General features: G+C 47.5%; 6 protein-coding genes. 3 read left to right on the top strand and 3 right to left on the bottom strand.

Going from position 1 to position 13,058, the window contains the following annotated elements; translation table 11 throughout:
- Positions 1-2 precede the first annotated feature (2 nt).
- Positions 3-1,514 (bottom strand): T9SS type A sorting domain-containing protein, encoded by a 1,512-nt coding sequence (locus A3EU_RS0122540; RefSeq protein WP_083937533.1) that lies wholly within the window; start codon positions 1,512-1,514, stop codon positions 3-5.
- Positions 1,515-1,834: 320 nt separating this feature from the next.
- Between A3EU_RS0122540 and A3EU_RS0122535 the strand changes: the two genes are divergently transcribed.
- Together A3EU_RS0122535 and A3EU_RS0122530 are read left to right on the top strand one after the other, a co-directional pair.
- Positions 1,835-3,232, top strand: a complete 1,398-nt coding sequence (locus A3EU_RS0122535; protein WP_020538473.1) for a peptide MFS transporter — start codon at positions 1,835-1,837, stop codon at positions 3,230-3,232.
- Between the two features lie 113 nt (positions 3,233-3,345).
- Positions 3,346-5,391: a peptide MFS transporter gene (locus A3EU_RS0122530; protein WP_020538472.1), complete on the top strand. Its 2,046-nt coding sequence runs from the start codon at positions 3,346-3,348 to the stop codon at positions 5,389-5,391.
- Between the two features lie 414 nt (positions 5,392-5,805).
- On the opposite strand, the gene A3EU_RS0122525 is transcribed toward A3EU_RS0122530, so the two are convergent.
- The gene (locus A3EU_RS0122525; RefSeq protein ID WP_020538471.1) at positions 5,806-8,235 is read right to left on the bottom strand and encodes an outer membrane beta-barrel family protein; all 2,430 of its coding nucleotides are present in this window, start codon (positions 8,233-8,235) and stop codon (positions 5,806-5,808) included.
- Positions 8,236-8,746: 511 nt separating this feature from the next.
- Between A3EU_RS0122525 and A3EU_RS31445 the strand changes: the two genes are divergently transcribed.
- A complete protein-coding gene (locus A3EU_RS31445) occupies positions 8,747-12,250 on the top strand; it encodes a reprolysin-like metallopeptidase (protein ID WP_020538469.1) in 3,504 nt (1,167 codons plus the stop codon).
- A gap of 246 nt (positions 12,251-12,496) precedes the next feature.
- Here A3EU_RS31445 and A3EU_RS0122505 read toward each other — a convergent pair whose 3' ends face one another.
- Positions 12,497-13,039, bottom strand: a complete 543-nt coding sequence (locus tag A3EU_RS0122505) for a hypothetical protein (RefSeq protein ID WP_020538467.1) — start codon at positions 13,037-13,039, stop codon at positions 12,497-12,499.
- Positions 13,040-13,058 lie beyond the last annotated feature (19 nt).

Genomic DNA, 13,058 nt, shown 5'->3' with positions numbered 1-13,058 from the left:
TTTCATTCGCGCTTTATAATTTTTCCTGTTTTACGAAGATTTCCATCGGTCGATAATAGTCGGTAGACGTATATACCAGAAGGAAGGTTCTCCAAGTTGACCGTTATCGCTGATGTAGCGCTGACCACCGTGCGTTTTACTTGCTTACCGTGTACATCATACAGCTCGTAACTATCGCCAAGTATACCTCCCTCCAGGGTTAGGGAAGTCCGGGTGGGGTTTGGGAAGATGCTGATTTTAGTTGCTTGCACGTCTTCATTAGCAACCAAATAATCATAACAACCCGTAAAAATATCGTTTTGCCACAAAGGTGTATCAAGATCTGGTTCGGAGTAGAAGCACTGTAACTTGCGTCGTTCTCCGTCTAGGTCATTGATGAAAGTATAGTAGGGAAAGAACGGATGATCGTTCGCGCCGAAGCCTTCGATCCAGTACCAATTCTGATTGAGTGGATACCCGGGCGACCAATGTACACGGCGGCGTTGCTCTCCGTTATTCAACGTAATGGTATCTACGAGTACGAGTTGCATATTGGCTTCCCCCAGCACAAGCGTGCTAAGTGAAAATGTGTCGCCCAATTCTGTAAGAGAGAAGTCGTAGAGCAAGAGTTCTTCGGCATCTGGTTCTATGGGTGAAGTCCGATAGACTTTACCATTTGCTTCTCGAAAGCGATAACCTGTTTCTTGCCATGTCGGCTGAGTGGCCTGTTGGCGTTCTTCCAGATTGAAATAAATGTGGCCATCGATTTGTATAGGATTGCGGAAACGATATTCGAAAGTAATACGTGTAAATCCTCCTGAAAAATAGTTAATTGACTCGGAGATATGCCACTCTTGGTAAGGATTAATCATGCCTTTCTGTATAGCCACATTGCAGTCCATATCCGGTGCCCGGCAATAGTCAAGGAGACTTGTGGAAAGGGTACTCACCGACGGGATCGGCAATTCCAACAAACCACTGGTGTAGCCAATTCCTTCGATCAGCTCAAAGCCCGTCGATAGTTGGAAGACACGGCGTTCCGTTCCGTAAATATCTTCTAAATTGACTGCTGTGACCACCACGGTGTCCATGGATCCTAAAGCACAACCTGCCAACGTATCTCCTACTGAAAGTGCAAAATCATAGAGTAAGAATTCGCTGTTTGGTGCATCAGGGCAGAGCAGGGAGGAAACATCGCGCCAAAAAACTTTACGCCCAGATAGATCCTCTCGAATGAGTCCTACCAATGTTTCTGAAACAATTCGCAATGGTAAATCGTAAGCTCCCAAGCCACCACCTGACTCTCCATTGGGTAAAAAAGAACGTCGGTAAAGTTTGTGATAATCTACATTACCCACAACCGTATCTGCTCCGAGATTATACTCAAAGAGTGTGCCGCAAGACCATGCTTCCTCGGCGGAAGTTTGACATATTTTCCAGTGAGCATCCTCCAGCACCAGGGGTTGATAAGCCTGCCCTGATAGCGACCACATAATTGAATAAAAGAATAGCGAGAGTAGCGTTTTTCGTAACATTTTTTCGGGTTTAGATAACTCAAAAGGGTTTTATTAAAGATAGTACATTCTCATTTTCAAAATATTCCCGCTTTAGTAATCCACATGACGAAGTCTACATGACTTATTTACACCACACACATCAATACACCTATTTTTAATTCAGTTTAACCTCCTTATAACAAAATTAACGGCGGTCATTTAATGGTCACTTAGAGAAAAAAGTTAATTTTAGCCGAATTATAATTAATTACACGAAAGTCTAAAACAGATTGCCTCCGTTAAATCACATGATGGTCGCGATATTTTATACTAACATCCTTTTCTAAACCACCACTTACATGGCCAATCACGACAATGATCCTTTTAAAGACCAGCCAGAACTTTTCGGTCATCCGGTAGGGCTTTATTTCCTCTTTTTTACGGAAATGTGGGAGCGCTTTTCTTATTACGGCATGAGGGCTATCCTCACCCTTTTCCTGGCGGCTCCGATTTTGCTCAACGATCCACAATCTGGCTATGGCTGGAGCAATGCTGAAACGCTGTCGTTTTATGGTACTTATACCATGTTTGTGTACCTCACCTCTATTCCCGGTGGTATTATTGCCGACCGCTATATAGGGCAAAAGAACGCCGTTATGCTGGGCGGGCTTCTCCTGTGCGCAGGGCATGGCATCCTCGCCATCAATCAGGAATGGGCCTTCTTTTCAGGCCTAGTGCTTATCGTACTTGGTGTTGGCTTCCTCAAACCTAATATTTCCACCATGGTTGGTGGCCTTTACAAGCAGGGTGACGCACGTCGTGATAAAGGTTTTTACATTTTCTACATCGGCATCAACTTAGGTGCATTCTTCGGTGCCTTACTCGTAGGTATCGTAGCTGCTAGATACGGCTGGCACGCAGGCTTTGGCCTCGCAGGCATCGGCATGGCACTTGGCCAGATCGTTTACATCTACGGCCTTCGTTACCTGAAAGGTGTCGGTAACTTTATTGGCAAGGCTGACTCTCCGGACAAAGAGCTTATGAAAAAACCGCTGACGAAAGTCGAAAAAGACCGGATGCTTGTCATGTTCTTGTCTTTCCTCATCATTATCGTTTTCTGGGGAGCTTTTGAGCAGGCAGGAGGTTTAATGAGCCTCTATACCGAACAAAAAACAGACCGTACGCTTTCTTTTGCCTTACCACTTATTGGCAATGAAGTACCTGCGGCTATTTTTCAATCCATCAATGCTTTCTTCATCATCGTTCTGGGTACCGCAGTAGGTTCTTTCTGGTACAAATGGGCGAAGAAAGGCAAAGAATCTTCTTCACTCTTCAAGATGGCCATCGGCGTCATCATCATGGGTACCGGTTTCCTCTTTATGAGTAAAGCAAGTACCGAAGTCGTAGTAGGAGACAATGGTGACCTGGTACAAAAATCAGCAATGATCTGGCTCACCTTGGCTTATTTATTCCATACCGTCGGAGAACTTTGTGCCTCCCCGGTAGCGCTTTCCTTTATTACCAAGCTGGCACCCGTCAAGTACGCCTCCTTCATGATGGGCGCTTATTTTGCCGCCACCGGAATTGGTAACAAGCTCGCAGGGCTGATTGGTGAATCAGCAGCTGGTGCAGGTGACTTTCAGACTTTCACTGGAATTGCTGTTTTCTGTGTCCTCTTTGGCATACTCGTTTTAGCGATCCTCAAACCGCTGAAGCGACTCACCCACGGTGCAGAAGAATTGGACCCAACAACATAATATAACCTTTCTTGATAGTGGCCTAAAGTAGATACATTTACTTTAGGCCACTTTTTCAATAAATAACCTCAGCCCTAGCTATCATCTATAAAACTGATTAATCAACGACAATAATGAGTAATTCTACAGATTCCTTCTTCGAGTCGAAAGTCCTGGGGCACCCCGCAGGACTCTTTGTACTTTTCTTTACCGAAATGTGGGAACGTTTTTCCTACTATGGGATGCGCGCCATCTTAGTACTTTTTCTCATGTCCTCCATTGGTATTAATGGATGGGACTGGACGAGTAAAGAGTCTCTGTCCCTTTACGGCACCTATACCTCGCTGGTTTACCTGACGCCAATCTTGGGAGGGTTCTTGGCTGACAAATATATCGGGTACAAAAAAGCCGTCATCCTTGGAGCCTTTATCATGACCCTCGGTCACCTGTCCATGGCCATGGAATTTAACAAAATTTTCATGTTTTTGGGGATTGGCCTGCTGATTGTCGGCAATGGTTTCTTTAAACCCAATATGACCTCCATCATTTCTCTGATGTACAAAGATCATCCGGAGAAAAAAGATGGTGCCTACACTATTTTTTACATGGGCGTCAACGCGGGAGCCTTTCTCGGCATTATGCTCTGTGGGTACATTGGCGAAAAAGTAGCTTGGTCTTACGGTTTTGGTTTGGCTGGAATATTCATGTTTCTAGGCATGCTACAATTCTACTTTGCCAGCAAAATCTTCGGCACCGTTGGTGACAAGCCAGAAACCAGCGAAAACGATGAAAAACAACTTGAGTTCGAAGGTGATCGCTTTAATCCGTTTACTACGCTGGATAAAGTCTTAACAGTCATCTGTGCTTTCATTGGTCTCACCTGGGTTATCAATGACCCCTTTTCAAAAATCGGCAATTCTAATTTCTTAGAGATAGGTGGAACCGATTTTTCCAGCCAATATATTCTCATCGGCGTCATCTTATTTCTCTTCCTATTGATTTCCAGAATATTACGCTATCCCGATCAAACCCGGGATAGAATGATTGCTATTATCATCTTTGCGGTCATGACGGTCTGCTTCTGGGCCTGCTTCGAACAGGCAGGAGGATCTATGACGATTTTTGCTAATGACTACACTGGCCGGATTATGACAGGCCAATGGGCAACAGTATTCATTGTAAGCAACATCCTGATTACAATTATCCCATTAGGCATCATTACTTACGTACTCTTCCGGCTCTTCCAGCAGACCTTTGGTCGATTCCCATTGTCCAATATCTTCCTTGGCTCCAGCTTTATTATCATTTGGGGCATTGTTTTCTGGATGATCAATCGTGACCTAAACTCCAATTCATTCATTGTAGATGTACCCGTATATACTGTACAGGAAGCAACGGAAGCTGGAGAAACAGAAGACGTAGAACACCTTATCATGGAAAGTACTACCGTCCCCACGAATGCCACTAGAAGCACCAAAGAAGTAGCGCTCGTAGAACCTGCTCAGTTGGCCGTTGGTGACGAAATCAAACTCATCGAAGTACGAGGCAAATACTTATTCCTCGATGACGAGAAAGCCGTCAAGGCCAGGGAAAGAACCCAAGAAGCAGATCGTCCCTCGCCGGTTATTGTTGGCAACATTAAGAAAATTAAAGAAAACGAGGTCGAAATCGGTGCCACTTGGTTTGGCATTCTCAACTCGTTATTTATCATCATTTTCGCGCCTCTATTTTCCCGCTGGTGGGAGAGCAAGTACAACCCTAGCGCGGCCACCAAATATGGATTGGGCCTGATCCTGCTAGGCATAGGTTTTGGTGCATTGGCTTTAGGGTCTAGCGCTATACCTCCTGGGGCACAGGTCGCTACCGTTAGTATCATCTGGCTGGTCTTAGCTTACCTGTTCCACACGCTTGGCGAATTGTGCTTATCACCAGTTGCACTATCCTATATTAGTAAGCTAGTGCCGGGAAGAATGATTGCACTAATGTTCGGGATATGGTATATCGCCATTGCCATAGGTAATAAGGTGGCTGGTGAAATGGGTGGCAAAATTGAGGAAATTACCGCCCAATATTCGCTGTCGACCTTCTTCCTCATATTTACTATTGTTCCAGTCACACTTGGTTTACTGGGTATCGCCCTAAACCCTGTCGTTAAACGCCTTATGCACGGCGTACGCTAGGATAATAGTTAGAGCGGGATAAGATACCAATCGGGTAGGCGAAACGAGTGATGAGATAAATCATCGCTCGTTTCGTCCTTTCCTACCCCCCAACGTACACCTTGCGTGCTGGGCAGCTTCAAGAAAACAGGCCGATTGGCTGAAAGGGCCAAACGAATCAAAGCGGAGATCGATATTTCCTACTATCCGATCCCGCCTGGCGGCCGGACAGGCTCCTCCGAGGGCGTTTTTCCGTTCGGCGTAAGCTTTGCCTAAGTCGGTTTGTAAACAAAAATTCCGTTTTGTATACACGATCCCAACTTGATGCCTACGTCAATGATGATTTCGCCCAGCGTAATAAAAAATCATGCATCTAAAGGCGGCCTAATAGGTCAGACCGCCACTGATTTGTCGTACTCTCAAAGTTAACTAGAGTCAGTTCACCCGGCGCCGCTCTTCCTCCGAGCCGGTAGCCCGCTGCCGGGCGTCTTCCAGAGAGTTGTTGCCAAAATTGCGAGAATACGACAGCTTGAAGGTGCGCTGACTGAAATCCACTTCATTACTGGACACGAGGTTGTACTCCGGCAGGTCGCTTTGTATGCGCCATCTAAAAGAGTTCAGCACATCATCCACGCCGAAGCGAAGTGTGCCGCCATTGGCACCGATTTTTTTCTGTACCCCCACATTGACCCCATACACTGGCAGGAATATGCTGGCGCCAAACAGTGCCTTGGTTTGATAAAAGCCCGTCAGTTCTGCCCGGAAGTCCTTGGGCAGCGTGAAGCTGTTGATCCACGTCATTTGCAGGTTTTTGTTTTGGATGTTGACGAGCGTCTCGTCAAAATAGACGTTCACTTCCTGCCAAGTACCGATGATATTGTTTTGCATATTCCACCACTCCGCTATCTGAATCGGGAGAGCCAGTGTAAAGGCCAGCGTATTGCGGTTTTTCAGGTTTTCCGCTGCGATGAGTTGTTGGTTTGTGCCTTCGATTACCCGCGACTGAAACTGCGCGATGGCACTGTCTTCCAAGGTATATTGCACGGAAAAGAGCGTGCTACCGAAGCGGTAGTCGAGTTTCACGTTGTTGGAGATGGAGGGTTGCAGGGCGGCATTGCCGGAAAAGAAGGTGTAGGGATCGATAAAGATGACAAAGGGCGCCATGTCGTTGAAGGTGGGCCGGGAAATGCGACGGCTATAGGAGAAGTTGGCGGAGTGCTTGTCGTTGAAGCTTCTAGAAAGAAAAGCACTGGGAAAGAAATTGCCATACTGCCGGTCCACGATATTGGCCTGTTCGGTGGTGCCGAGGTTGGAGTTGGTGTATTCGTAGCGCAGGCCGAGTTTCGCATCGGATTTTGCATCCAACTTGAAGTCGAATGCCGTGTAGGCTGCCATGATGCTTTCTTCGAGCCGGTATTCGGCTGTTAGTGTCGGGTCGTTCACCGGTATAGCGTTTTCTACCCTAAAGACGGTTACGTCATTGTCGAAGCGGGAACGGGTACCTTTCAGACCAAGCTCCATTTTTATTTTATCGGAGAAGCGTTTAGCGTAGTCCAATTTGCCAACACCCACGTTGATAGGCGTAACTTTGCCGCTGAAGGTGCGCTCCTCAAAGAGGAAATTGCCGCCAGTGTCGGAGTAAGACGTTAGATAATTGGTTGGGTTGTCATTATCGTAGGCGAGGAAATCGAGGTCGAACGTCAGTAGCTCGTCGGGGCGGATGGTGTGTTGCAGATTGAGGTTGCCGCCGAAGTGTTGCCAGTGGTTGATCTCGTCGTTGACGATGCGCAGCAGGGTATCCGGCGTGCCGTTGATGGAGATGGTCGTGTTATTGACGGCGTCCATACTCCAGCGATTATCGTAGCTCGACAGGAGCATACCCAGCACAGTTTTTTTGCTCAGTGTCCAATCTAACCCGAGGCTGACATTGTGGTTGCGCTGCACGGGGTCGCGCTCGCTGCGGGTATAGGTTCGGAGGATATTTTCGTTGAGGAGTATCTGACCGTCGAACAAGAAAAGCTGTTCCTGTGCCTGCCTTCCGAAGGAATAATCGCCGTAGAGGTTGATCTTGTTTTTGCGGTAGTTGAAATTGATGCCTGCGGAGGTAGTGCTGCTCCTGCCGATACCGCCAGAAAAGGTGTAGCCGCCGTTCAAGCCGGCATCCTTCGACTGTTTCATGACGATGTTGATAAAACCGGCATTACCCTCGGCATCGAAATTGGCGGGCGGCGTGGTGATAAGCTCTATTTTTTCGATATTACCCGACGGCATGCCAGCCAACATTTGCACCACCGCTTCGATGGGCATGCGGTTGATCCTGCCGTTGATCATCACAATCACGCCATTCTTCCCAGCCAGAGCGATGGAGTTGTTTTGGCGGTTCACCACGACGCCCGGCGAGCGCTCCAGCACATCCAGCGCAGTGGCGCCAGCAGCGGTAATACTGTTCTCTACGTTGATGACCAAGCGATCAATTCTCTGCTCGTACAGCGGCTTACGGGCAGTGACGGTCACCGCGTCGAGTTGGTTTATATTTTCTAAAAGTGTGTAGGGAGCTAGCGATAAATGCTCGTTAGTTGACAAGGTAAAGGCATTAGAATACAGTTCGGCATAGCCGACCATGGACAGCATCAATCTGTAATCGTTTGCGGGCATGCCGGCGAATACGAAAGTGCCGTCCTCTCCTGAAACCTCCCCTTTCACAAAGGTGCTGTCGGCGACAGTCAGCAAGAGGATATTGGCGAAGGCGAGCGGCTCGCCCTGCACATCCACCACTCGTCCCTGCACTTGCATTTGGGCAAAAAGGGCGCCTGAGCCCGATAGGCTCAGGGTGGCGAGCAGAAGAAGATGGAGATGGTCTCTCATAATTGATAATTCTAAAAATGATAAGTTTATAATGTATCCCGGCATCAACGGACAAATAGTGCCTGTAGAGTTTTACCAGTCTAAAGCCTCCATTGTTTTAGGGGGCCTTTTATGTATCTTCCAAAAGCATGTACTTATGCTCACGAGCATAAAAAAGCTTGAACCTATCTTACAAAGATACGCAATATAAGCTCCCCTTCTGATAATCAACCACTTAAATCAATCAATCAAACCTGGACTTATCTGTGAGGCTATTTCCCTAGCGGGTTGATTTAGTGGAGATTCAGACTAACAGCTTAGTGTCTTCTAGTTTTTTTGTACGCTTTTCTAATAAATCCTTAGTTTTTTTAGACAAAGTAGCCACTCGTTTTACTTTGTTCTCCTCACCCTATACCACGTTCTTCTCCCTGAAAGACAGGCACCTTCCACCTAACTTTTGTACTCGCAACTGGTGTTTTATTACCCCCATAGTTGTATGTTTATCTTTTAAGATATCACAACATTAGCAATAATGAAAGTCTTTACTTACAGCTTTATTTTTTGTTTGTTCTTCTTGTGCTCACTGACTCCGTCAGCCGCACAATCAGTGATCTGGCAAACCGCTACCCCCGATCAGTTAGACAGCCAAGAAGAACGAAAAATTACGCCTAATCGATTTCGCGTTTACCAGGCCGATACCACTGCTTTAAAAGACCTCTTAAGATCTGCTAGTCACGAACGAGACGTCACCCCTCTTCAAAGTACCCACCAGATCACCCTACCTACTCCGGATGGCGAATGGAAAACCTTCCAGTTTGTCGCCTACGACCTACTGCCCCCGCAGTTGCAAGCAACCTGGTCGTATATCAGAACCTGGCGAGGCGTCAGTACCACCAACCCAACGACGACCGTCAGGCTCGACTGGACAGCTCGCGGCTTTCACGCCATGGTGCTCGAACGAGGAAACACCTGGTTTGTCGATCCTTACTATTGGAACCAGCGGGATTATTACCAGGTTTACTTCAAAAGACATTACCCGCAACCTACTGAGGTATTCGAATGCCACACAGAAAGCGACCGCGACCCCATCACAGAAGAAAGCGCCGTAGTAAGAGCCGGTGATTGTAATTTCCGGGAATACCGTCTGGCCCTTGCTTGCACCGGCGAATATGCAGATTTCCATGGCGGCACCGTAGCTGGCGCAGCCTCGGCGATGGCCACCTCCATGAACCGTGTCAATGGCGTTTACGAGGCTGACTTAGCGATACGCCTCGTGATGGTAGCCAATAATAACGACCTCATCTATCTTGATGGCGATACGGACCCCTACACCAATGGCAACGGAAGTGCTATGCTAGGGCAAAATCAAAGCACTTGTGACGATGTCATCGGTACCGCCAATTATGATATCGGGCACGTGTTCAGCACCGGTGGTGGTGGTGTTGCTTATTTACGCTCGCCTTGTCAAAGCAATAAAGCTGGTGGCGTAACTGGCAGAGGCGCTCCCGTAGGTGATCCCTTTGATATTGATTATGTCGCGCACGAAATGGGTCATCAGTTTGGGGGCAACCACACCCAGAACAACCCTTGCAACCGCTCCTCTGCATCCATGGAGCCAGGTAGTGCTAGCACTATTATGGGTTACGCCGGTATTTGCTCTCCTAATGTGCAGTCCAACAGTGACGCCTATTACCACGCAAGAAATATTCAGGAGATCGCTAACTATATGGAAACAGGTACAGGAAATAGCTGTGCTACCATTATTGACATGAGTAACTCCGCGCCCAATGTCACTGCTGTTCAGGATTACGATATTCCTGGTGGTACGCCTTTTGTACTTACCGGCAGTGCCACCGACCCCAACGGCGACCCCATCACCTATTGCTGGGAACAATACGACAACGAAGTAGGAGAAGACATGCCGCCGCTACCAACCAACACCCAGGGGCCTATGTTCCGTTCTTTTGATCCTACATCTGCACCGGAGCGATATTTCCCGCGCTTGTCAGACCTAAGAAATAATATAGACCCCGAGTGGGAAACTCTCCCGGAAACAGACCGCGATATGGATTTCCGCCTTACGGTGCGGGATTTTGACGGCAACTACGGTTGCACAACAGAAGACCAAATAAGGCTGAGCGTTGATGCTGATTCCGGCCCATTTTTGGTCACTAACCCCAACACTAATATTAGCTGGTCGGAGAACAATACCGCTACCGTCGAATGGGATGTAGCAGGTACAAACACGGCCCCTATTAGCTGTAGCAATGTAGATATTCTTCTTTCTTATGACGGAGGACAAACTTACCCCGTTACACTCCTGAGCAACACCCCTAATGATGGCAGCCATAGCGTCAGCGTCCCTGCTGGCACCTCCACCACTGCCCGGGTTTTGGTACGTTGTACCGACAATGTCTTCTTCGACATTTCGAATACAAATTTCACCATAACTACTGGCATTGCACCCAACTACACCTTCAGCTATGAGGGAGGTACGCTCTCTGCTTGTGCCAGCGCCAGCGCTTCTTTGGATTTCATCGTCAGCACTACCAGTATTGGTGGCTACAATGATCCCATTACCCTTTCCGCCACCAGTGTCCCTGTCGGCGTTAATGTATCCTTTTCTGAAAACCCCATCAACCCCGGAGACAATGTGACCGTAACCGTCAGTGATTTCAGCAGCCTATCTACAGGGAATTACACCGTTGAAATCGAAAGCAGTAGCACCGCTGGCAACCTGTCTACAAGTCTTCCGTTTCAGCTTACGGCAGCACCTGCGGCTCCTGGACTTATTGAACCCGCAGATGGTATTGATAACGTTTCTTTATTCGCTTATTTCAACTGGAACACCGTAGCCTCTGCGGATTCTTATATCCTTGAAGTGGCCGAGGATATGTTTTTCAGCAATATTGTCTTCTCAACAACGATAAGTGAGACCGAATTTGTTCTTACAGAAAACCTAGAAGGGGCTATCGATTACTACTGGCGAGTAATCAGTGACAGCAATGAATGCGGCCTCGGCTCTACTTCTGTCGTCAGACATTTCATAACAGAGCCCTGCTATATTTATGAAAACAATGAAAGCCTGCCTATCAGCAGTGGAGCTGCCGCTGATTATTCCTCCATTCTAAATATTCCTGATGGGGCAACGATTGAAGACCTGGATCTCCTAAACCTCGATATAACCCACTCTCGTACCGGAGACCTGGAGGTGTCGCTGGAAGCACCGAACGGAACGACTCGCAACCTCTTTAGTTATATATGTGGGAACAATGACGATGTCTTCCTAAGTTTCGACGATGGAACAGCCAACAATATCAGCTGCCCCCTAAACACTGGTGACAAAGTTAAACCTAATCAGACCTTCTCCTCGTTCAACAACTTGGAAATGAATGGCGACTGGGCCTTAAATATCCGTGATAATATCAGTCAAGAAGGAGGAACATTGAATGGTTGGACCATAAAGGTTTGTACAAAAAATTTCTCGCCGCTCCCTGTCACTTGGTTAAGCTTTGCAGCTAAAGCTCAATCAAAGGCTATCGCCCTTCAATGGGCAACTACCCAGGAAGAAGACAATGCCGGATTTGACATTGAAAGACGGTCGGAACACGAGGCTGATTTCCGCCCGATTGGCTGGATACCTGCAACCGACAACCCAACCATTACCAACCATTACACCCACCTTGATAAAGAAGTACAACCTGGCCTCACCTACTATTACCGGCTACGGCAGATAGACTATAGTGGCAAGGCATCTTATTCTGAGATTCGTTCGGCAGCAATCGCTACTTCTACTCCGCAGTGGTCTTTCTTCCCCAATCCTACGGCAGGAGACCTTCTACTAAGGTGCTGGAATACCTCCCAGATTGTAACGCTTAAACTGATTGATGTGCAAGGAAAAACCTTGCAAGAATGGACTATCGACTCAGAAGATGTTACGTCGCTGGACCTGACCAACTACCCTGCCGGCGTTTATTGGCTCAAAGCCAGTACGCAAGATTGGAAAGCGGTTGAGCGGGTGGTGAAAATAGAGTAAGGACGTCGGAAGTCGGAGCTATTCTACACCTCGCACCAAAAAGGTGTAAAAGTTGGAAAAGTGTAAGGGTGTATGCCGAAGGCCCCGAAGGGATCACTATGTGGCATGGCTATGCCAAAGGTTGGGCTCCCTCACAAATCCAACCTCAAAATTGGAATTCGGAAGTATTGCGCACTTCGCACTAAAAGTCAAAAATCGGAGGTCGGAATTACTTCCGACTTCCCACTTCCGCTTTCCGGCTTTAAACTATCTGCTCTTCATCGAAATTTGCAATTGAAACTCGCCCTCTTCGGCTCCTTCGGGGCCTACGACCACGATTAAAGCCTGATAAGGGTTGTTGATCGCCAGAATATCTTTTACGGTACGGGTGTGATCCTGGGTACGATTTACGTAGTTGCGATCCCATTTATGGTCGGCTTCACAGCGGATGCAGCTGCTGAGGTTAGGGACAAGGTTGTCTTCGGTAATCTGGCCCGCTTGGTAGGCATAGAGGCTATAATTGGCTGATTTATCCGTTGGAACAACTGTAATTTCCAATTCTGAATAGCGGGGAATATCTACCAGATACATCACATGGCGGCCCCGGAATTTACTCGCCTGGGTCTCTGGAAAACAAGCGACAGAACTGTTCCAGGCCCACGAGAGGTCTTCCATAACAGCACCATTCTCTAGTGTTCCGGCGAAGGCCACTGTTTTATTGGGAACCAGCTCCAGCTTGGTAATTTCTTGGGCAGTGGCAGAAAAAGTAAGGCCAAAGAGGCAAAGCGTAAAAAGTAATTGATTAAGCATAGGGTAAGGTTTTTAGAAA

Source organism: Lewinella cohaerens DSM 23179 (genome assembly GCF_000379805.1).
GTDB classification, from domain to species: domain Bacteria; phylum Bacteroidota; class Bacteroidia; order Chitinophagales; family Saprospiraceae; genus Lewinella; species Lewinella cohaerens.
The sequence above is the reverse complement of the archived record's forward strand: the minus strand, read 5'-3'. Positions and strand labels throughout refer to the sequence as shown.